Below are 21,061 nucleotides of genomic sequence, written 5' to 3'. Positions count from 1 at the left end.
CCCTGAACCGCACACCCAGGAGATGCCCAGTTCAGCCGGACAGCATCACAAGATCGTCGCCAGAGCCGAATTACGTGACCGTCGACAACGTCCTGGACGTCGTGCCAAACAGGCCTTCCAGCAGATCCAGGCCCGCGTGGATGCTGCCAGCAACAGCTACTTCGCCTGCGGCCGGTCGCGGCTGGCCCCACGATTCTGGTGACACCTGGCTAACGCCGCACCAGTATCAACGCACGCCCCCCTCTCGAACGGATCCGGAGCTCGCGCGGCGGCCTGGGTCCAACCGGGCTGTAGACCCGACCAGGTTTCGGTGCTGGTGGGGTCAGTTGCGGGGGCGTGGGGTGCGGGTGATTGCGTTGGCCGGGAAGTGTTCGGCGCCGGTGACTTCCACGGCGCCGTAAAGACGAATGATGAGGTCAGGCATGCTGCGCAGCGGGGTGAGGTCGATGGACCGGTGTCCGGTGAAGCAGTGAATGTTCAGTTCCTTGAGCTGGGGCAGAGCCGTGGCAACGAGCGCGAGACTGTCGCCTCTTTGCAGATTGGTCACGGTGAGTCTGGTGATCTGAGGTGTGATCGTGAGGTGTTCGAGCAGGGAGAGGCCGGCCTCGCCCTGCAGGATGAGGAGATCGAGGTGGGGTAGCGCTTTGAGGTCGCTGATTTCCTTGACCGGGCCGCACAGGTTCAGGCTGGTCAGGTTGGGCCAACGGGTGATGCCGCGGAGCGTGCCGATACTCCGGCATGTTGTGGAACCAAGGAACAACGTCGTCAAGTCGGCCGTCACGGGGAGCGTTTCGAGGCCGCACCGGGGCAGCTCCTGGTCTATGCCGAAGAACGTAAGGCCTGTCAGTTCTTTGAGGCTTTCGAGGCGTACCGAGCTGCCGGTCCACAACTGAAGATCCTTGACGGTGGAGTTGGCGAGGTCGGTCAGGTCCTCGATGTTGGAGCACCCCGTCAGGCTGACCCGTTCCAGGGCGGTGTATGGCTGGAGGAAGGCCAGTTGTTGCAGCACCGGGTTGTCGCGGAGCATCAGTTGCTGGAACATGCCGGGGTCGATGACAGAGGCCATTTCCTTGTGGGTGAAGGGCCCGTCGAAGGAGACACCCGGCAGTGAGGGCAGGGTGCGAAGGGCCGCCAGCTGTTCAGGCGTGGACACCGTGAGCATACGCAGGTTGGGCACGTGAGAGAGGACCTCGCTGGCGTAGTCGTGCGGGTCAAACCGGTCCCACGCGGCCTGAAGGGCCCAGGCGACGTTGTCCTTTTCGCTGTTGCGGAAGCGCTTCGCCACGGTCAGGGCGGCGTCGCCACCAATCAGGCCTGCGGTACGGACCACCGCTTCGGCCTCGTCGTCTTCGAGCCCGTCGGGCCCTGGCAAAAGATCGAGGATGACCGGGCCGACTGCAGAGAGCTCGCGGGCTTCGTCAAAACCGCGCGGGGGTAGGAGCGCGGCCGTGCGGGCTTCGACCTCACGGCGTACCGCCGGGTCGAGCTCTGTCGCGTGCTCAAGACAAGCCATGGCCAGGAGATACAGCCGGCTGCGGTGCTTGGGGGTACGGTCGCCGCGGCTGATCAGCCGGCACAGGAGTCGGGCGCGTTCATCGGGGCGCGCGTGAGCGACGGCCATACGCAGCACGTCTTCCCACTGGTCGTCGTGGGCGTTCTTGACCAGCAGGGGGATGTCGCGGGACTCAAGGGCGGCCTTGGCACCGAGGTAATCCTGGAAGGTGCGGTGGACGAAGTCGATGGTGTCGGCCGTGGGCTGGCGGATCAGGCCGCTGCGGGCCAGGAGATGCATGAGGACGGCGTCGGCGTCGGCCTGCTCGGCGATGTGCGGCATCGAGGGCAGGGCGTCGGCGATGAGGGCGCGGGCGGTGTCGTGGTCGAGCTCGGTCTGCCCGTTGCGGATCAGCCAGTAGGCCAGACGCTGCAGCAGCTGGATGCTGTGGTGTTCGGTGAGGGTGAGGCCTTCGGGGGCGTGGATGTCGCGTTCGGTGTCGCGGCGGTGCAGCAACATCGACAGGGCCGCCTCATACAGTTCCATGCGTCCGTGGGGCAGGTGACCGCGCCGGTCGCGGTGCAAGGCGCAGACCAACGCACACAGCAGCGGAGTGGTGGCCAGGTGGGCGAGATCGCGCTGGGCGCGCACCGTGTCCTTGAGCGCCTCCTGCAGCGCGGACAGGTGGTCACGCTCCTGGGCAGTTGTGACGTTGCCTGCCGCCGCGGTGTGCCAGCGGGTAACGAATACACCGACGTCACGGCTGCTCATCGGCCGCACCGAGGCCTCGGTGAAGTCGGCGTCTGCCAGCCATCCCTCGGGCACCGCGGAAGGCCTCGTGGTGATCAAGCAGGTGGCTCGCGGATAGGCGGCTAGCAACTCATTCAGCCACCGCCGGGTGTGGGCACGTTGGCCTTGAGGAACTTCGTCGAGGCCGTCGATGAGGAGCAGGGCGCGGCCGCTGTCGAGCAGGTCATCGGCCCAGCCGGGTGGCTGCGCCGTGTGCAGGTGGCATCCGGCGGCGCTCAGGTACTGATCTGGGGTGGGCAGTTCGCCTCGGCGCACGAGCGACCGCAGGGGCAGCACAAACGGGATGCAGCCGTTCAGGTGGGACATGCCTCCGGTCAGGTCTCGGCGGGCGGCTCCGACGGCGAGCCACTGCAGCAGCGTGGTCTTCCCGCTGCCGGCCAGACCTCGCACCAGGGTCCGCCGTCGCCCCCCCAGAGCCTGCTCGGCACGCTCCACCCGCACCCTCGCACCGCTGCCGCCATCCGGACCAGGATCGACACCACCGGCCGCTTCCATGTTCGCGGACGGGACGGCCAGTTCGAGGCTCAGGTAGGCGGCATCCAGCGGCCAGCACGCACGCTCAGGCCGTGACAGGTCCAGCCCCACAACCGACAGACGCCCGTGGCGCTGCTGCACGTACTGCCGGTACCGGTTTTCGAACCGGTCGTCTTCACCACTACTCTGCCGGGCCGGGACATACACCGGCGGCGCAGCCCGCTCACGCAGCTCAAGAAGGACGCCGGTCTCTGCCCGCAGAGCCTGACCGAGCGCTATCACGGTCGCCTCGCTGGGGATCGAGGGCCCGTTCAGCGCCTGACTGACCGTGGTGTGGCCCAGCCCGGCACGCCGTTCCAAAGCGGTCATCGACAGCCGTTGCTTGCTGCGAAGACGCCGCAAGAGCCCCTTCAGCTCATCCAGCGTCACACCGTCATCCGCCTCCATCAGACCCCCTCACCGTATGGCTCCGCACGCTGTGCCACCGGGGCGTTCATCTTCGTCCACCTGAACGTCTCCGTACGCCGATTCCGTCATGTTCCTTCCCAGCAAACGCTGTTGACGAAAGCGGAAGGACTCACCATGACCTCACAACCGACAACCCTCGCCCTGGCAGGCCTGGCCCTGCTCAGCGCAGTGCTCCTCGCGCTGCTGTGCGCTGTCGCGGCCGCGCTACTGGCTCGCGCCGACGGAGCTTCCCCTGCCGGATGCATGACCCAGGCGGCCGTCGCCTTCGCTAGCACCCTCACCCTGATCAGCGCCCTACTGGCGGTGGTTGTCAGTGCATGGAGGTAGAGGTCGATGCCGCTTGCAGTCCCAGCCGGGCTGGGGTTCCGCGCGAGGTCGCCGAAGCACGCGCCCTTTCGCGGACGTCCAACTGCCGGTCGGTGCCTCGAGGTGTCAGTGCCGAAGGTGGGTGAGAGCGGGTCCGCACGGTTGGCGGTGCCGTCGTCGGGCGGTGCGAGGGCAAGTAGTTCTCGGCGTCTCTCAGAGGGTGGGCGGCCGTCCGCTGGGTCCTTGCTGATGTCCCGCCCAGGCCGGTGGCGGCAGCCACCAGAAGACCTCATCGGTTTCCCGGTTGTGCCGCCAGGCGGTCAGGGCGTGCGATGCCACGAGCCGGTCGAGGAGTTCCGCGGTCTGCTGGGGTGAGTGCCCGCACAGGCGGGCGAGGACCTTGAGGTCGGTACTGCAGGCGTCGTCTGAGGTGTGCGAGGCCAGGGCGAGCGCGGTCAGCCGTACGGCCGGCGGCAGCCCGGCCGGTACGGCGAGCGGGGTGGGGCGCATCGCCCACTGTGCGGCACGGGCCCGCGCCCGGCTGTCCTGCTGGGAGAGGAGTGCTGCGTCCAGCAGCCGTGCCTCCACGTACGGGTGCCGACCTACCGTACGGCGCAGCCAGTCGGCGTGCTCCAACTCCTCCCACAACTCGGTGCGGCCGCGCAGCCGCATGCCGCGCAGCAGGCCCCTGGGTAGCCGGACGTAGCCGCCGGTGTCGGCGCGCAGGGCGCACTGCAGCGCGAGCAGGCGGGCGGCGGGGGAGGTGAACTGGGGGAGTACTGCTGACAAGTAGGTGAGCATCTCCCGCACGCGGGTGCGCTCGGCAGGGCCGCCCAGCGGTTTGGGGCGGCGGCCGGCGTATTCGGGCTGCCGGGGCGCGAGCAGGGTGGCTGGGACGACGGCGGTGTGGTTGGTGGCGGCTGCGCAGGCCGCACACGTGTCGGACAGACGCCAGGCGCGGCCGCTGCGGTCGCGGGTCAGGGCGAGCAGTACCGGCCCGGCGCAGCCGCGATGGCGCAGATGCCAGGAGCAGCCCTGCGCCCGGCACTGGCAGCTGCGCAGATGCGCCGGCAGCGCGTCGGCGCGCGCATGGCGGGCCAGATGCGCCAGGGCGGCAGACCGTGCGGAGGCGGCCTGCAGGGGAGGGGAGCGCACGGTGCAGTGCGGACAGATGAGCCTCGGGCCGCCTGCCCGTGAACACAGTTCCACCGTCCAGATACGCCGCACCGCGGGATGCGCGCCGGCAAGCCTCATCGGCCCGTCGTCCTCCTGTCTATCTCACCGTCCTGCCGGGAGCTCCAAACGGCACCCGGGACGCACGCACCGTAGTGCAGATCCCTGCACTGTGAACGTCACTCCCGCACCGGCAGATAGTGCAGAAGTCTGCACTGACAGGGCAGGGTCCTGCACCGTCGGATGGTGGGGTGACGATCTTGCCGCCCGACCCCGACTTCACCGCGCTGCGCGTCGAGTTCGCGCGCCTGCGGGGCGAGCGCGGCTGGACCTTCGATGAACTCGCCGACCGCAGCGGCCTGGCCCGCCGTACCCTCATCGACCTCGAACACGGCCGCACCACCGGCAGCCTCACCACCTGGCACACCCTCGCCCACACCTTCGACGTGCCAATCGAGCAACTGCTGAACACCCTCTGCGACGACCACACCTCGCCCGGCACCCCGAATCCCTGACCGCACTGCAACACCCGCTCGCGCCCGGGCCGTGAATCACCCGAACCGGCGAGCACGCATCGAACGCTTCAGCGCCAACCGGATCGGATGTTCGGTGCCGTTCGGCTGTACGGGCGACCCCGGCCCGGCCTTCTCTGCAATCGCGGGGTGTCGCCTGGCACGGTCCCGCCATGCACCCCAACACCGCCTCCGCCAGCTGCCACTGGGACGGTAGCCCACGCACCACACGCCCCCGGCGCCCACTGCGGGTGACCGCCACCAGCCCCAGCCGCCTGCTGCGCACCGGCCAGAGCAGCCGCTGCCGCCAGTGCGGCCACCGGATCGACCGGTACCAGCGCGCCGACCAGCGACCCATCGCCCTGCACCCCGCGGAACTGGACGCCTCCCAGATCCCCGCCCCTTGCCGCTGGCACCTGAGCGGCGGCATCGCCTATCCCCACGGCGACGGCAGCCCCTGGTGCCGCATCCCGCACCACGTGCTCTGCCCGCAACACGCCCCCACCGCGCCGCCCGGCCCCTACCTGGAATCCCTGCGCCGCCAACTCGCCGTCCGCACCCGCCGCCTGATCGACACAGGCCAGTTCACCCCCACACCTCCCGCCGCCTGCGAGCAAGCCGCCGGCAACGACCACCCCGCCCAGCCCGTCGTTCAGCTACTGCTGGGCCGCTACCTCGCCGACGCGCCCGTCGAAGCCATCCGGTGCGTGGCCCAGACCCGCCAGCGCCACCGCTGCCCCCACCGCGTGCTCGATCCCACCAGCCCCCGAGGCGTATGGGCACTACTACCCGCCAGTCCGCAGCGCGGCCAACTCGCGCTGCCCGCAACACTCATGGCCGTTTACGACCTCAGCCGCCTGCCCTACGCCGAGCAGCTGCGCTGGCGCACCCAGCGCTGCCACGCCCACGCCGCAACGCCCGACGCCGCAGATCTCACGCCAGCCGGATGGCAGGTCTTCGACCCCCTCCAGCACGCGGCGCACCTCCACACCCGCCTGCCCCACACCCTGCCCGCCCACCGCGAAGAGGCATGACCATGCGGCACCACGCCCTGGACATCACCCTGACCAGAGCTCTCACACCGGCCGAACTCCACCGGGCCGCCCACACGATGCCGCTCGCAGCCACCCACGACGCCACTCGCTTTCTGGCCCTCGTCCGCGCCAAAACCCCAGCCAAGGCCCTCAACCGGCTGCGCCACCAGATCGGCGGACGACTCCCCATCGACGTGATTACCACGCACTACCCCGACCCGCACGGGCAGATCTTGATCAACATCACCTTCTCGCCTGCCGCGCACGCCGCTCTCAAGGCTGCCGCCGAACAGACGAGAAGACCACCGAACCTGTTCGTACAAGACGCCATCTACCAAGCCCTGGCCCGGCACGCCGATCAGGAGGCCGATCGCCTCGACCGTGCACTCCAGCACCTGCTCGCCGGCACTACCCCTCCCTATCTCCTGGCAGCCTTCGGGCGCGCGCTCACCCACACCACCGGAGCAGCGCCGTGCTGAAGCCCACCGACGAACAGCAAGCTGCCGCCGATGCTTTCCACGCCGGCCAGCACCTGGCCCTGCAGGCCGGTGCAGGCACCGGCAAAACCACCACACTCGCCGAACTCGCCCGCGCCACCCGCCGCCGCGGCCGCTACCTCGCCTACAACCGCGCCATCGCCCAGGACGCCCACGCCCGCTTCCCGGCCACCGTCAGCTGCAAAACCGCCCACGCCCTGGCCTACGCCGCCATCGGCCACCGCTACACCCACCGCCTCAACTCCCCACGCCGCCCCGCCTGGCAGATGGGCCACGCCCTCGGCATCACGAAAGCCGTCCGCATCGGCCAACGCGACGTGTCGCAGAAGACTCTCTCCAACTCGGCACTGCGCACCGTGGCCCGCTTCTGCCACACCGCCGACACGGCCGTCGCCCGCCATCACGTCCCGCGCCTGCGCGGCCTCGAAGACACGAAACTGCACACCGAACTCGCTGACCACATCGTGCCGTTCGCCCGCAAAGCCTGGACCGACCTGCAAAACCCCGACGACGGCACAGTCCGCTTCGAACACGACCACTACCTGAAAATCTGGGCCCTCACCCAGCCCAGGATCGACACCGATTTCCTGCTCCTGGACGAAGCCCAGGACACCAACCCCGTCGTCGAACAGATCTTCCTCGCCCAACGCGACCACGCCCAGCTCGTCATGGTCGGCGACTCCGCCCAGGCCATCTACGACTGGCGCGGCGCCAAAGACGTCATGACAGGCTTCGACGGCACCCAGCTCGCCCTCTCCCAGTCCTTCCGCTTCGGCCCCCACCTCGCCGCGGAAGCCAACCGGTGGCTCGCCATCGCCGACGCCCCGATCCGCCTCACCGGCACCGACACCGTGCCCACCGACCTCGGCCCAGTCACTCGCCCCGACGCCGTGCTGTGCCGCACCAACGTCGGCGCCATGGCCCAGGCGATGAATTTCCTCGCTGCCGGCCACAAGGTCGGACTGGTAGGCGGAGGCGACAGCCTGCGCGCCCTGGCACTGGCAGCCCAGGACCTCAAGGACGGCCGTCGCACCAACCACCCAGAACTCGTCCTCTTCGCCACCTGGGGAGAACTACAGGACTACGCCTCCCACGACCCGGCGGGACGCGACCTGCAACCGCTGGTCGACCTCGTCGACACCCACGGCACCGGAACCATCCTCGACGCCGTCGCCCAGTTCGTCTCCGAAGAGTCAGCTGAGGTGATCGTCTCGACCGCTCACAAAGCCAAAGGTCGCGAATGGGCCTGCGTGAGGATCGCGGACGACTTCACCCCACCGAAAGACAGCGACCAAAAGGACGTCGACGGGCGGACTATCCCAGGCCCGATCGAAAACAGCGAGGCCCGCCTCGCCTACGTGGCCGTCACACGAACCCGTCAGCGGCTGGACATGGGTGGCCTGTCTTGGATCGACGATCATCCGGAGGGCAGACCTGTCAGATGACACCGGAATACGGACAGGGTCGCACAGTTGCCTGTGGCCCGTCCTGAAGAGACCAGGCCTTCCTCAGGGTCTGTGACGTGCCCGAGCGTGAGCATCTGGACTGGCTGGACGCTCTGTCCCGGGTATGGGACAAGAGGGACTCCTGGTACGACAACGAACTCTTCAAGAACCTGCACGAGCCCACGGGCACGAATCGGCCCGCCGAGCAGAACCTCCGGCACGAGTGGAGCCACCGGATGGGACGCAGGCCCCATAACTTGTACTTTCTGCAAGGAAGTTCAATGTCAGTCCTGAGTTGTAGTTTCTCGGCATGTTCACAGACAGGCGGGTCGGCGCGTGCACCAGCGACACCACTCTTCACGTTCGTGTGACCTCTGAGGTCCCAGGACCTCTGTGGCCGCCCCGGCCGGAACCCTTGGATCCGGCCGGAGGCGACCGCGAAGCTCGGATGCGCATGCTTCAAGACATGCGCCACTTCTGGAACGACGTTAATAGAGTGCGTCGTGAACGAGTACACGCCGAGGTAGCGGCGGCGAAGGTGCGTCAAGCGCAGGTCAGCGCTTTCTGGGACCGGCACAAGACTGTGGTGAAGGAGCGGTGGGCTGGGCGCACCGCCGGACGTGGGAAGACGATGATCGTCGACATTCCCGAAATCGCGGTCCAGTGGCACTCGGACAACACAGTCCGGCCCGAGGAAGTTTCAGCTACCGCTCAGCAACGCGGCGTCGCGGTGAGTCCCTATCTGTGGGAGTGCCCACTTGGCCTTGGGCACAAGCCCTGGCCCGCGTGGCCGAAGGACCGAGTCCAAGCTGGAGCGGGTTGCCCAGCCTGCCGACAGTTGATTCGGCTCGCTGACCTCCGGACCCTGGCCGATCAGTACCGAGGGCTGATCCCGGCAGGCGACACATCCTTCGCGGCACGTGACCGGGCGCCGTGGGTTTGTCGCACATGGGCCGTTGAGCCGACCACGGGCAGATGGCACAAGGTCGAGCATCATTTCGACGCGGTGACCAAGGAGCGAGCACTTCAAGGAGACGGCTGCCGGGTCTGTGCCGGATACGTTATAGATGACACGAACTCGCTGCAGACGTGGTTTCCGGAGATCGCCGCCGAGGTTGACGACCCAGACATCGACCCTCGCCAGTTGTCTACCAGTCAGCACAACATCTCCAGGAAGAAGCTGGACACGAACGACCCCAAAGACGCCTATGAGAGGCTATCTTGGCGATGTCGGCATGGGCACCGTTGGAAGGCAACCATCCTCAATCGCGTCCGGGGTGCCCGCTGCCCGCGTTGCTCAACGGCTGGAACTTCGAAAGAACAAGTCCGGCTCATCGCCGAGCTCGCGGGGCTGATGGATTACGTGCCGCCCCAGCCGCGGGACGCCCGCCTACCAGACGGCCTGACTGATTTCGCCTCACACCAGATCACAGTGCCACCTCTGCACAAACCCGATCACTGGCGTTACAAGGCGGTAGAAGTCGACGCCGTCTTCCATGTACAGGGCGGGCTCCGGATCGGAGTCGAGTACGACGGTTCGTATCACCACTCAGTCAAGAAGAGGGACCGCCAGCAGTTCGAATCGGAAAAGAGCCAGGTCCTAGCCGCAGCCGACAAACTAGACTTGCTCGTCCACGTGAGGGTGGGGGATCTTCCCCCCTTGGAGGCGCCCCAAGCGCTGAGCGTGCCGATACCGGAGCGGTCGGATCCCTATCAGCAGGCATGCGCAGTGGCGACCGCCATCCGAAATCGCATCCCTGACAGCGTTCCCGGCCTCGACGACTACGTCGCCAGGAGGCGCGCACAGTGCCAAGAACAGGCTGATGCGTACATTCTCGCTGTATGGGGCGAACTGCGACCCCCACGACGCAAACCCGAACGAGTGGCATCTCCGCGCCCGCGCAGGCTCAAGGAGACGGAACCCCACCACGACAGCCTTCTGACGCCCGTGGACGCCCCGTACAGAAACCCCGTCCGATCCGCAGAAATCGTTCGCGACTACCAGTGTGCTTGCGGCAATTCGCCCTTTACGGCTGTCCAGGCCCAGGTCACCTCGGGTAATACCAAGAGCTGCGGATGCCTACGCAATCAGACCAAGCAACAGCAGCGCTCCACCATCTCCAGTGTTGAGACCCGAGATGCACGTGCCTGGGCTCGGGAGCAGGGGATCGAAGTTGGCGTGAACGGACGGGTCCCCGATCGGATCACAGCTTCCTATCGGCTCAGCAAGGCGGGCCGGTTGGATGCCCTGGGGTCAGATGGACTACTCGAAGAGCATCGCGTCCAGCAATGGGCCCAGCTGAACGGTCAGAAGTTGGGCGCGCGAGGCCGGGTGACGAGCGAGGTCTGGCTTGCCTACGCAATCGACTGCCTCACCGTGGGTGAGCCGGACGACGGCGCTACAGAACAACAACCGGCACGCGAGGCGGTTCAGGAGGGCGCTTGAGCAAGCGATGACACCGAGTCGCATACCCCTTTCAGGTCTGGCCAGATTTCGGCTGAACCAAGACCGCCAGGTAGCGGAACTCGCCTCCTCTGCCACCCACTTGCGAGTACCGGCGCCACCGGAGGGGATACTCGCCGCGCAGTACGCGGGTGTTGGGAGCGTATGTGCCCTCAGCCCACAGGAGGGTGCCTTTCAGGATGCGCCCTTCGTGGATCCTGAACTCGTCGTCACGGGTTCGCGCGCGGCCCGGCGGCTGGGGCTTCCACAGCGACGCCTCGTTCGTCACGAGCAGCGCGAGGCCATTCTGGTCAGTTCGATCGCAGAAGCGCTCCAGCCTTTCCACATCGCGTACGAAGTCACGCCGCGCCACGTCCGGTGCGCCGTGGTTCCGCAGGCTGTACTCCTCGGCGGGCGTCCCCACTGTGCCTGACCACCGGCGGGTGACGTATTTGAACTCGATGGCCGTACGCCCTGTCGGTCCCAGACACAGCAGGTCCAGGTACTCCGCCCGGTCATCGCGACGTACTGGCACCTCCAGTCGGGACCGTACCTCTGGGGCCGCCTCCCACAACGCCCGGGCGAAGCCGTGCTGGAGATCGGCTTCGGAGTGGAAAACCGGGCGGTGCATCTGCAGGAGTGCGAGGATCTGCTCCAGAGAGATCAAGTCGGCGATCGTCTCGAGAGTGCTGCCCGGAAGCGGGCGTGTCAGCGTCACCGGGCCATTGAAAGCCGGCTCGCCGTCTCAGGCCAAGTCACAGGAGACATCGAGCACCTGGAGTTCGGCCTAGAGCAGGAACACGGCCGATCCCAAACGTGTGAGACTGAGCGCTTAGAGGTCCTAACAAAGGCGTTGGACATGCCGGTGGGTGATGAGGCAGGCGGAAGAGCCGGATGGGGCAGTGCGAGCCTGCTCGGAGCGGTTGTCCATCTGGCCCTACCGGTATGAGGACCTCGTGGCGCAGTTGCGCAGTGTCGGGCTTACGGTGCAGTCCACCACCTTCGACCCCGAGAGCGATGGATACCTGGTGGTCGCCAGCTGCGACCAGGCGCGAGGCACGTCTGAGCCGGCGCGCTGATCCGCCTTTCGTCGTTGTCGATGCCGACCTGTCGGCTCGCGACCGCCTGCAGCGGGTTCTTTGCAAAGTGTTCAGCGCTTGAAGCGGTTGCTGCGGGTGCGGTCCTTGCCGCGCTGGCTTCCGACCTGCGGACCGCGGCCTGCACCGCCTCCACCAAGGCATTCGTGATCCTGGACGGCACGCTGCTGCCGATCGACCGAATCGCGGCCGACCGGTCCTTCTACTCTGGGATCGCCAGTGCTCGGCGAACGTCCCGGAAGCGGAGCCCCCGGTCGGGCGGCCCGGAGCCACACCCAACCGGGAACCCTCGGCTCTCACAGATCCGCGGATGGCTCGCCGGCACGGGTGGAGCGGACCGCGTCGCTTGTGCGGTTGACGTGGGCCGCGCCCGCGCAGCCGTCCTTCGGATGGTGAGCCGATCGAGGTCTTCCGCAGTCGGTTGGCGCCAAGTATCCTCGCCCAAGCGCGTCCCACAAAGCGAACATTCCCCGGCCAGAACCCCTCTGAAAGTGCTCAGATCTGCCGATCTTGACCTGTGCACGCTGACTGGCCAATCCTCTGAGGCCTGGGGCAAGCGGCACGCCCCACACCCTCCGCGCACATCCCGCAGGGGTCGCGACGAAGATCCCTGCGGCCCCTGAGCAGCGTTAACCTCCCTCACCCCCGCTCAACAATGAGGCCCGTACTAGCCAGAGAGCCAAGGATGCGATCACGGAGAATCACGTCGTTGCTGTCCGCCGCCGTCCTCAGCGCCGCCCTGGTCGGGCTGTCCGGGACGCCGGCACAGGCGCTGCCGTCGTACAACTGCGACTACCCCAGCGGTTGGGACGTGTGGTACGAGGGCAAAGAAATGCCTTAGAAGCCGTTGTCCTATCGATCTTGAGTGCGGTTTGATCGAAAAGAGTGGCCGGGGCGGGTGATTCCGCCGGGAGCGTGCATGAAAGCAGGGGTACGCGTTCACGCCCGCGGAGTCCAACTCGCTGTCACCCTCGTGTGATTGCCTCGCTCACCGGTTCGGGAACGCTTGCGACCAGCCCGACCGGGTCCGGGCCTATGACACGGATCTGACGGACGAGCAGTGGCAGTATCGGCGAAGGACTAGCGGGCAAGATACGTACGGCCTTCGGTGTGCCTGAGAGCACCGACGTCCTCGACGACGAGGAAGAACCACCAGGACTTGAACCCCTCCACCACCCAGACAATCCGTTCTAGGCGGTCAACGGGAACGTGCCGACGGGGTCCGGGGCGGCTGCTCCGGTGTCGTCCCGCTCGGGGTGCAAGATCCTGACCTTGGTATGGGTAAAGACGGCTGCGGTGCGGAGCCGGTTTCCGGCTGGGGGCGGTGTCGCTCCAACGGGTGATGGTGGATCGGTTCTGCGCGCGGGTGTCAGGGTGTGGCGTCTGTTGGCGGGCTGGGCGTTCGGGCGCTGACTCAATGGGTGTGACGTGCGCCACGGTTGTGGTCGTTCTTACCGGCAGGACCGTGCTCCTCTTACGCGTTGCCGCTGCTCACGGGCCCTGTCTCGAACAGGATGACCCACAGAGAACTAACGTTCCGCTTACGTTGATGATCGGTGAGTAATTTTTTCCGGGGTCGGCATGAGTCTTACGCCTCCGAAATCGAGAGTGTGGTGCCTGAGGACCCCGATCAACTGGGGCCTTGCGCGGGCCGGTTGGTCCGCGTCTGGATACGCGCCGCTGCTCGACGAGGAGCAGACGGTGCTTGCATCGCCTGGAGGTTTCATGGGCACTGGCGAGGTCAGCACTGACGTGTCGCCCCAGGACGGCGGTCATGCGGCCCCTCCTGATCTGCCCCTCGACTTCGAGGGTTTCTACCTCGGGCATCAGGAGTTCTTCCACGACTTCGCGGTGATCCACCTCGGTGGCCGCCGGGTCGCGGAGGAGGTGGTGCATCAGGTGTTCCTCCAGATCCTCGGCGGCTGGGACGAGCTGCTGCAGCAGGGCGATCTCGAGCAGCAGACGCTCGCCGTGCTGCACCGGGGTGTGAGCCAGCGTCTGCAGGAGGACAACCGGCCCCCGGCCTTCCTCATCGCCGGCCCGATAGCCAAGAACCTGGAGGCGGTCCGCAACCAGCTGGAGATCAACGGTGCGGCAGGCGGCCTCTACGAGGCGATCCTGGGTCTGCCGACCCGCCAGTTCACCGTCATCGTCCTGCGCCATCTGCTCGGCTATCCGACCAAGCGGATCGCCCGCTACATGGGCCTGGACACCCGCACCGTCGACTACCACGGCCGCAAGGGCAGGGAACGCCTGCGCATCCAGCTGGGCCTGCCCGCTCCCGCCGGCAGGCCCGTCAAGAAGGGAGCAGGACAGTGACTGCCATCGATGACCTCCTCGCCGACGCACGGATCACCACCACACTGCGCGACGGGTTCGACGTGGGCGCAGCGCTGCGCCGCCTGGCCGCGGACGCGGCCGGCGCGGCGGCGCGGCCGAACCCGGACATGCTGCGTGCCGCGCAGGCCGGCCAGCGGCTGTCGACGGTGTGCCGGTGGATCCTCAACAAGCCGGACGCGGCCCACCACGTGGACCGTCTCGCGCAGGAACCCGATGCTCCTCTGGATGTCGGTCATCTGGATGTTGACGGCGCGCTGGTGTTCGCGTGCCTGCTCCATCTGACCGGTCATCCCGAGAGCGCCCAGTTCTGGTGGCAGCTCGCCGCGGGCGCCGGGCACCGTGCGGCCGCCTACTGCCTGCACCTGCACCACCTCGCCCTGGGCGAGGCCCGTGAGGCACGGCACTGGCTGCATGAGGTGACCGAGAGCGTTCTGGACTCCGAGGCACCCGACAACGCCTTCCTCGCCTTCCTGGAGAGCGTTGCCACCTACGTCCGCAAGTCCGGCCTGAGCCACGCCAGTTCCCCGACCGGGGGCCTGGAGATGGAGGTCGACCGCCTCGCCACCGCGAAGGCCGGCTCCTGCATCATCGTCCAGCGCCCCGACCGGCGCTTGGCCGACCGGCTCCACGACTTCACCCGCCGCTGATGCCCCAGCGACGCGGCCGGCCGATGCGCACCGGCACCCGCAACGCTCGCCGCTGGTTGGCCGCCCGCTCACCGGAAGTCTGTCCGCCGCAAGCCGGTCGTCGGTCGGTCGGCACGGTGCGAGCAGTGCAGGAGGCGGTGGCCGTCGCCCCCCAGCAGCAAAGTTCGCATGCCTGCCGGGGAGGGGGCGTGGAGCTCGGGACGGTGCCGCTGAAAGTTCTGAGGGTGGCCGGATCTCATGCAATCCGTCACTTCACGTTGCTCAAAGTGAGACCCAAGGGCAGCGCAGAGTGAGATTATCGGGCCGTACCTATGCCGGGCATTTTCGCCTGTCATGGGCGAGGGCTGGGCGCAGGTGCCGAGGGGGAGCCCGCCTCACCTCTGCCGTCGGGCGACGGTCCTGCCTGTTCACTGGAAAATCTGGGGCCGTACATGCACTGGTATCAACAGACGTGGTTCACCGATTTCGCATTACCGGCCGTGATCTGCGCGGGTGTCGCCTGGTTCGGCCTGCTGCGGCAGTTCAGCGGCAAGGGGCGGCTGCTGGGCACGCACCGCTCCGCAGCTCTGGCATTCAGCGTCGTCGCCCTGATGTGCGCCATCGCCATCGGAGCGGGCCTGCTGCTGCCGCACCTGGCGAAGGTGCCTCCGGCGGCGGCAGGCTTCGCGCTCGGTGCCACGGCAGCCCCCCGCCGCCGCCAGGACGGCACGGCCCAGCCGGTCGTCAAGTTCATGACTCTGGGTGTCGCGTGGCTCCTGGAGCGCCTGGAGTACCGGATGCGCACCGACGCCCTGAACTGGAGCACCGGCTTTCTCGCCGACTTCAGGGAATCGCGGCAGCTGCGCCTGTTCATCCATGAACTCCAGCAGTACCTGCTGGCCCGGCAGGACCATGCAGCCGTCATCAAGTCGATCAAGGCCCAGTACGAGTCCGCCGAGAAGGCGATCGACAGGGCACTCGAAGTACAGACGAAGATCGACGATGCGTGCAACGTCCAGACCCCCTGGCTCAAAAGGGAACCGGACGCCGACGAGGAATTCGCCTGCCGCAGCGCGTTCGCGGAAGCCCGCACCTTGTGTGAGCACTTTGTGATGCTGGCCTACCTGCACGGCCGCCGATCCGAATATTTTGCACTCGAAGCCCTGCGGACCGGTGCCTTCAATGCCGGCGCCCACCACGGTGCTTCGGTGCCGCCGCAGAAGCGCCGGCTGTCCTGGCGTCGCAGCCGCCGCTGAAAGCGCTGGCCATCTACGCGAGTGTAGGAACACGCCGTGTCGGCGGGGCCGGCAGCAGATGTCTCGTCAGTGATGCGACGGCAGGCCGGCACCGCGCATCGGCGATGAGTCCCCGCTGCCCTTCGCCGGCACGCCAGCGGTCTGGGGATGTACCGAGAACGTGATCTCGACCTGGGCTCCCAGCGCCTCGGCTGCTGCAGCCAGTGTGCGGACCGTCAGATTGGCGTCCCCGGACATGATCTGACTCACGCGCCCCGGGCTGACACCCATCGCTTTGGCCAGGTCGGAACGCGATCTGCCAAGGCCCGCCAGGATCCCCGCCAGAGAGGCAGTCGCCTGCCGGGCCAACTGCGCACCGGCTAAGTCTGTGCTGTTCTCACCTCGAGCGAAGAAACTCATAGAGGACCCCCAAGTCCGTTGGCAGCAAGGAACGTTGCCTCAACTAGGATGCCACCTTTAGCTCTAACTAAAAACTCGGTTCGCGCAAAAAGCACGGAACGCCATCTGCTCCAACCTGCCGCGCACCCAGTCTGGCCTGCACATACGCCGCCCGGCCAGACAGCCGCGCCCCGGCAGCAATATCACCCTGACGGCCGCTCTCCACGGCGCTTTCGACTGCTGTTCCCAGCCACGGTCGCGGACACTCCAGCGGTCCGCTTTGTGGGCGGCCGTGGTGACGAGAGCGGTCCCGCCGCCCGAGCGGCCGCTGAGCACGAACGCGAGTTCTACGAAGATCGCTACGGCAGCGCAGAAGAAGTCGAAGTCCGCGACACGGGGAGGTTCTACATCGCTCCCGTTACGGATGGTGAGTGGCGGTGCGGCAGGTGGGGCACGCGAGGGGGCTTCGGGGGCCGTAGCGGTGGATGGGGGTGGCGCACAGGGTGCAGGGTCCGATTTCCCAGGGCGGGCATTTCAGATCTGCGGCGATGACGAGGCGTTCACGGGGGGAAAGATGCAGAGCGATGGGCCGGCTGGGCTGGAGCAGGGTGTGGTCGGGTGCCTGGTCGAAGGTGTGGAGCCCTGTGGCGGATGTGGTCTCGCGTAGGGGGCGCGGGCTGCTGGTGTGGGGGCCGTCTTCGCCGTACCGGCAGGAGCCGTCGATTTCTTCCTCGGTGTAGGTGACGTGTTCGTCGTCGCTCTGGTCGGGTTCGGCAGGGGCGTCGGACTCGCCGGTGATCTCGCGCCAGCGCTGCACATCGCGGGCCAGTGCCCACAGGTAGGTGACGCGCCGTGGGTCGTGGGGGCTGCGGGAGCGCACGGCTAGGTGTTCGCCGTCGGCGCTGGTGATGACGAGTTCGTCGAGCGCGGTAGCACGTTCCTGGGGCAGGCACAGGGCGGCCAGGTACCACCCGCAGTGCCATTTGCCGCAGGCGTCGCCCGTATCGGGGCAGGCACGCTCGCTGACGGGGGTGCATTTCCATATCTGCAGGTGGCGGACCCCGGCGCGGATGATGAGGGCGAGCGGAGAGATGATGCGTTGCCAGGGGACGTCGTCGACGCGGGTCCAGGGGGCGCTGTCGATCAGTTGGGAGCTCGCGTCGCCGGTCACCCACAGGGGCGCGATGCCGCGGGCGCGGGCTTTGGCGGAGCGCCGGCGGACGGTGTTGGCGGTGATGGGGGAGTACTGAGCTTCCCATCCGACGCGTGCGCCGGCTCCGGTCACAAGGACATCGGTGATCACTCGTCCGTCTTCGGACCGTGCTTCAGTCTGTACGTCCAGACCGTGCCGCGTTGCGGTACGGGCGATCCGCTCCTTCATTGCTTTGTGCTTGTCACTCTCCTGGGGTGTTGCGACGTGAGTGAGCGGCAGGTGAGCCGCCTCCCAGACCAGTTGGCCGTTGCGGCGCTGACGGCGGACGAACATCCAGGGCGTTTTGCCGTCCAGCGCACATTGGCATTCGCCCCCGTTGCGGTCCTCCAAACACTGCAGCAGGTCGCGGGCGCGCCGGCCGACAGGCTGGGTGATCTCCTCCAGCAGGTGTTCACGATCTGGGTTGGCGAGGTCTTTGCGGTGCAGGTTGATCTCTATGCCGTACCTGGTGTGAAACACCCCGTTGGCCATGCATTCCACGGTATGCGCAGAGAACGGGTTCAGACAGAGCGCCGGGGCCTGCCGGCCGTCCCCGGGAACGGGGTCTGCAAACTTGAGAGTTGCGTGATGCTGGGGAGGCAGCCGCAGATGCCGATGGCGGGACCAAAGCCGGCTCGTGTGCTGCCCAGCGGATGCCAGGGATGTCGTGCCCGGCATCCACGGCTGGGCATCAGCCGACGGGCGGTGTCGGGTGCTTTTGCTGCGTCGGCCGCGGGACAGAAGGCGGCGCCAGGAGAAGCTGCTGCGCCGTCCAGCCCGGCGTTCGCGCGCCGCGGCGGCCCGACGGGAGGGCCGCCGGCGGAACAAGCCGTACGCGCCGCACGTCGGCTATCGGAATGGACTTGCCAGTGTCAAATCCGAAACGTCCATGCCTGAGGCAGTTTTATACTGCGGTGCCTGCAGTAACGCCTGCTGGTCCACGCTATAGGGGGTGCGGTCAGTGTCGACCCAGGACCTGCGGGAGCAGCTCCAACTCCATCAAGGCCGCCTTCGGGTCTGGGCCTCGGACGCGGAGAGCCATCCTGCTCATTGTGGTGTCTTCTCGGCAGCCAAGGCGCGCCGGGATTTTGCCGTCGAAGGCTGGGAGCGTCGCTACGGCGACGAACCGTTCATGCTCGGCGTGATCCGGGACATCGTCGTGGCGCTCCACCGTGACGTGCGCACCATCACCTGGGAAGGTCTACAGGAAGCCCTTAACGAGCAGATGGCGCTGCGCTCTGACAATCTCCACCCCGGGCTGAGAAGGTACGTCGCACACGCGGTGGAGCAATATCTGGATGCACACGACGCACTCGAGGCGCAGCACGGGGAGATGCGCTTCACCACCCTGGACCCCGTTGTCGGCGGCCAGGGCCGTGAGATTAAGGTCTGGGCATTTCTCTACAGCAACGGCGACGGAGTCCGCGAGATCCGCCGTCTGCGCATGAAAAGGGCACGCAGTCGTACAGAGGAAAGCGACCGCGGGGCGACAGTCGCCGGCTACGTCGCCGCCAGGCTGCAGATGCGGGTCCCGCCCACCGGGATCCGAGTCGTCGAGGTCGGCCTGCAGGACGGTTCCACCGAGGTCGTTCTTGAGCACTCGTACGAGGATGCTCTGGCCCTCTACGAGGCGCAGGGTCGGCCGGTCATCAGGCAGTTGATTTCCCCCACGGACTACGGGCCTGGGCCCTCGTGCCAGAAGTGCAAGCTGGCGGGGCGCTGCCCCAGTCTGCAAGATCTCACCGACTGCCTTGGCCAGAGACGGCCGGGCCCGTCAACGCGCTCTGTCAGCGCCGCCGATCTAGAGCTCTACTCGAAATGCGCCGCCCGCTGGTACCTCGACATGCAGTTCCGGCTGCCGACCGAGGACAACCCTTCGGAAGCATCGGACCGCGGTCGCATCATTCACCGATGGCTCGACCAGGCACACACGCGCGGTACCCAGTGCACCGAGCGGGACGTCGCGCCTCCCGACCAGGAAGGAGTCTTCACGGGGAGCCTCACTGCGGACGAGTACGCGAAGGCCCGAGAGTTCCTCGTCGCCCACAGCCGTTCCTGCCCTCTGGCTGAAGGCTCGGAGGTCATCGCCGTCGAGCCTCCCGTTTACGGCTACGACGCGAAGGCAGATGTGATCGTCGCCGCTCGACCCGACCTTGTCTATCGGGACCCGAGCGGAAGAGTTGTTGTCCGTGAAACGAAGACGACGACTCAGATGCCCGCGGACGAGAGCGATGCCTTCGACCGCTTCTTCCCGATTCCCTGGCTGATCAATATCGCTCGGACCGCGAAAGATGCCTTCGGCGAATCCGATACGTTCCCCAGGATCGAGCTCGAGGTCATCACCCCAAGCGAGGCACGGGTGTTCACCTGGGACGTGGAACGAGACCAGGACATGGTCCGCATGGCTCAGGCCGAGGTTCAGCTACGGACACGCACCTGGATTCGTGACACCTCCTGGGCCCCCTCGCCCGGCGCCCAGTGCACGTGGTGTCCCGTCCGACGGTGGTGCCCCGATGCGGCGGACCTCGACTACCGCGCCCACGAACAGCCGCAGTCCGACGACGAGCCGTGTGCCGGTCTGCCGACAGGCTCCCCCGAGTAACTCCCCGCACCCAGAACACGTGCGCGGCAGGCCAGCTCACGGTTAGGCTTGCCCACAGGGAACATATCGGCATGAGTGCGCTGCGGGAGGGTAGTTGGACAGGCTGCCCCCCACCCCCCGGGTGATGCTGCCCCGCGGCCCGAACCTTCGCCCCAGGCCGTCCTTGCCGCCGATGCGCAAGTACGCCGTCGACCCAGCGCTTCCCCAGCGCCGTCTGCCCGTCGCCACTGCCCTTGCCGACACCGGCCTGCTCTACACCCTGGCCCACCGCCCCAAGTACCTGGAGATGTTCCTCGACCTCTATGGCGAGACCGTGGTCGTCGCCACAGCTGTCGCGGAGGAAATCCGTGCTGTCGCGAGGGTGCCCCGACTGGAACGCCCCCACCAGAACCTTGTGCTGATGGGCGCTTGCGCGGACCGGCTCGTCACCAAACTCGACGACAAGATCATCACTGTGCGCGAGCCGTCCGAAAACTCAGCCGACCTGCTCTTCCCCGTGCAACAGCAACTCCGCGAACTCGACCGTGCAGCAGCGATGCGACGAGGGGAGAGGTGGTCCCCGTTCGACGCGAACAGGGCAAAGCGCCATGACGGCGAAACGGAGAGCATCCTCGTCGCTGCCGACGTCATCAAGGCCGGCGGCACAGCCATCCTGCTGACCAACGACGGAGGCGCCAGCCTCACGGCCTGGCAGCAGGGAGTGTCCGCGCGGAACCTGCGCAACATCCTTGCGGAGCTGGCCTGCGAGAACTCGCACCTGACGCAGGAAAGTCTTCTGACGGCGTTCACCGAGATGACGGCCCACTTCGGCACCCTGCCCGCCGAGGTGCGGCCGACCGACTCCTCCGCGTTCCGATGCCACGCCCTGGCCGGTGAGTGCCAGACCTGCGACGCCTTGACGCGCTAGTTCCGCAGC

At 67.2% G+C, this 21,061-nt stretch carries 16 protein-coding genes and 2 pseudogenes; 13 read left to right on the top strand and 5 right to left on the bottom strand.

Annotated elements, in window-relative coordinates; translation table 11 throughout:
* Window positions 1–322: 322 nt before the first annotated feature.
* Window positions 323–3,223, bottom strand: coding sequence for an NACHT domain-containing protein (locus tag OG485_RS00305; protein WP_328663278.1), 2,901 nt, complete (start codon window positions 3,221–3,223; stop codon window positions 323–325).
* A 540-nt stretch (window positions 3,224–3,763) separates the two neighbouring features.
* On the bottom strand, window positions 3,764–4,705 hold the full coding sequence (locus OG485_RS00300; RefSeq protein WP_328663276.1) for a hypothetical protein: 942 nt from the start codon (window positions 4,703–4,705) through the stop codon (window positions 3,764–3,766).
* A gap of 269 nt (window positions 4,706–4,974) precedes the next feature.
* Here OG485_RS00300 and OG485_RS00295 point away from each other — a divergent pair, with 269 nt between their 5' ends.
* The 5 genes from OG485_RS00295 (at window position 4,975) to OG485_RS00275 (ending at window position 10,657) form a co-directional block, all read left to right on the top strand.
* Window positions 4,975–5,238: a helix-turn-helix transcriptional regulator gene (locus OG485_RS00295; RefSeq protein WP_328663274.1), complete on the top strand. Its 264-nt coding sequence runs from the start codon at window positions 4,975–4,977 to the stop codon at window positions 5,236–5,238.
* A gap of 170 nt (window positions 5,239–5,408) precedes the next feature.
* A complete protein-coding gene (locus OG485_RS00290) occupies window positions 5,409–6,269 on the top strand; it encodes a DUF6083 domain-containing protein (RefSeq protein WP_328663272.1) in 861 nt (286 codons plus the stop codon).
* Entirely contained in the window at window positions 6,266–6,748 is a 483-nt protein-coding gene (locus tag OG485_RS00285; RefSeq protein ID WP_328663270.1) for a hypothetical protein, read from the top strand. The genes OG485_RS00290 and OG485_RS00285 overlap by 4 nt, the downstream gene beginning before the upstream one ends.
* Window positions 6,745–8,211 carry a UvrD-helicase domain-containing protein gene (locus OG485_RS00280; RefSeq protein WP_328674194.1) on the top strand — a complete coding sequence of 489 codons (1,467 nt, stop codon included), beginning with the start codon at window positions 6,745–6,747 and terminating at the stop codon, window positions 8,209–8,211. The genes OG485_RS00285 and OG485_RS00280 overlap by 4 nt, the downstream gene beginning before the upstream one ends.
* Before the next feature lie 466 nt (window positions 8,212–8,677).
* Window positions 8,678–10,657, top strand: coding sequence for a zinc-ribbon domain-containing protein (locus tag OG485_RS00275; protein ID WP_328663268.1), 1,980 nt, complete (start codon window positions 8,678–8,680; stop codon window positions 10,655–10,657).
* Window positions 10,658–10,688: 31 nt separating this feature from the next.
* Here OG485_RS00275 and OG485_RS00270 read toward each other — a convergent pair whose 3' ends face one another.
* The gene (locus tag OG485_RS00270) at window positions 10,689–11,372 is read right to left on the bottom strand and encodes a hypothetical protein (protein WP_328663265.1); all 684 of its coding nucleotides are present in this window, start codon (window positions 11,370–11,372) and stop codon (window positions 10,689–10,691) included.
* A 169-nt stretch (window positions 11,373–11,541) separates the two neighbouring features.
* On the opposite strand from OG485_RS00270, the pseudogene OG485_RS00265 reads away from it, so the two are divergent.
* The 6 genes and pseudogenes from OG485_RS00265 to OG485_RS00240 form a co-directional block, all read left to right on the top strand.
* Window positions 11,542–11,733, top strand: a pseudogene (locus tag OG485_RS00265) (SAM-dependent methyltransferase); the annotation flags it as partial.
* Window positions 11,734–11,834: 101 nt separating this feature from the next.
* Window positions 11,835–11,963, top strand: a pseudogene (locus OG485_RS00260) (IS5/IS1182 family transposase); the annotation flags it as partial.
* 473 nt (window positions 11,964–12,436) lie between these two features.
* Window positions 12,437–12,592 (top strand): hypothetical protein, encoded by a 156-nt coding sequence (locus tag OG485_RS00255; RefSeq protein ID WP_328663263.1) that lies wholly within the window; start codon window positions 12,437–12,439, stop codon window positions 12,590–12,592.
* 884 nt (window positions 12,593–13,476) lie between these two features.
* Entirely contained in the window at window positions 13,477–14,070 is a 594-nt protein-coding gene (locus OG485_RS00250) for a sigma-70 family RNA polymerase sigma factor (protein WP_328663261.1), read from the top strand.
* A complete protein-coding gene (locus OG485_RS00245; protein ID WP_328663259.1) occupies window positions 14,067–14,738 on the top strand; it encodes a hypothetical protein in 672 nt (223 codons plus the stop codon). The genes OG485_RS00250 and OG485_RS00245 overlap by 4 nt, the downstream gene beginning before the upstream one ends.
* Before the next feature lie 431 nt (window positions 14,739–15,169).
* Window positions 15,170–15,973 carry a hypothetical protein gene (locus OG485_RS00240; RefSeq protein WP_328663258.1) on the top strand — a complete coding sequence of 268 codons (804 nt, stop codon included), beginning with the start codon at window positions 15,170–15,172 and terminating at the stop codon, window positions 15,971–15,973.
* A gap of 66 nt (window positions 15,974–16,039) precedes the next feature.
* On the opposite strand, the gene OG485_RS00235 is transcribed toward OG485_RS00240, so the two are convergent.
* The gene (locus OG485_RS00235) at window positions 16,040–16,372 is read right to left on the bottom strand and encodes a helix-turn-helix transcriptional regulator (protein ID WP_328663256.1); all 333 of its coding nucleotides are present in this window, start codon (window positions 16,370–16,372) and stop codon (window positions 16,040–16,042) included.
* A 397-nt stretch (window positions 16,373–16,769) separates the two neighbouring features.
* Window positions 16,770–18,035 carry a competence protein CoiA family protein gene (locus OG485_RS00230; RefSeq protein ID WP_328663254.1) on the bottom strand — a complete coding sequence of 422 codons (1,266 nt, stop codon included), beginning with the start codon at window positions 18,033–18,035 and terminating at the stop codon, window positions 16,770–16,772.
* A 469-nt stretch (window positions 18,036–18,504) separates the two neighbouring features.
* Between OG485_RS00230 and OG485_RS00225 the strand changes: the two genes are divergently transcribed.
* Both OG485_RS00225 and OG485_RS00220 read left to right on the top strand, forming a co-directional pair.
* Window positions 18,505–20,145, top strand: coding sequence for a PD-(D/E)XK nuclease family protein (locus tag OG485_RS00225; protein ID WP_328663253.1), 1,641 nt, complete (start codon window positions 18,505–18,507; stop codon window positions 20,143–20,145).
* Between the two features lie 172 nt (window positions 20,146–20,317).
* Complete coding sequence (locus tag OG485_RS00220) at window positions 20,318–21,052, top strand: hypothetical protein (RefSeq protein ID WP_328663251.1); 735 nt, start codon at window positions 20,318–20,320, stop codon at window positions 21,050–21,052.
* The last annotated feature ends 9 nt before the right edge of the window (window positions 21,053–21,061 follow it).

The sequence above is a fragment of the Streptomyces sp. NBC_00328 genome, from assembly GCF_036139655.1.
Lineage (GTDB): Bacteria > Actinomycetota > Actinomycetes > Streptomycetales > Streptomycetaceae > Streptomyces.
Note: the sequence above shows the minus strand (reverse complement) of the source record. Positions and strands in the feature narration are given on the sequence as shown.

Excerpts from the sequence above, each read along its gene's own strand:
- OG485_RS00305 (WP_328663278.1), bottom strand. The coding sequence starts at position 3,223 with ATGGAGGCGGATGACGGTGTGACGCTGGATGAGCTGAAGGGGCTCTTG.
- OG485_RS00290 (WP_328663272.1), top strand. The coding sequence starts at position 5,409 with ATGCACCCCAACACCGCCTCCGCCAGCTGCCACTGGGACGGTAGCCCA.
- OG485_RS00285 (WP_328663270.1), top strand. The coding sequence starts at position 6,266 with ATGACCATGCGGCACCACGCCCTGGACATCACCCTGACCAGAGCTCTC.
- OG485_RS00275 (WP_328663268.1), top strand. The coding sequence starts at position 8,678 with ATGCGCCACTTCTGGAACGACGTTAATAGAGTGCGTCGTGAACGAGTA.
- OG485_RS00255 (WP_328663263.1), top strand. The coding sequence starts at position 12,437 with ATGCGATCACGGAGAATCACGTCGTTGCTGTCCGCCGCCGTCCTCAGC.
- OG485_RS00250 (WP_328663261.1), top strand. The coding sequence starts at position 13,477 with ATGGGCACTGGCGAGGTCAGCACTGACGTGTCGCCCCAGGACGGCGGT.
- OG485_RS00240 (WP_328663258.1), top strand. The coding sequence starts at position 15,170 with ATGCACTGGTATCAACAGACGTGGTTCACCGATTTCGCATTACCGGCC.
- OG485_RS00235 (WP_328663256.1), bottom strand. The coding sequence starts at position 16,372 with ATGAGTTTCTTCGCTCGAGGTGAGAACAGCACAGACTTAGCCGGTGCG.
- OG485_RS00230 (WP_328663254.1), bottom strand. The coding sequence starts at position 18,035 with ATGGCCAACGGGGTGTTTCACACCAGGTACGGCATAGAGATCAACCTG.
- OG485_RS00220 (WP_328663251.1), top strand. The coding sequence starts at position 20,318 with ATGCGCAAGTACGCCGTCGACCCAGCGCTTCCCCAGCGCCGTCTGCCC.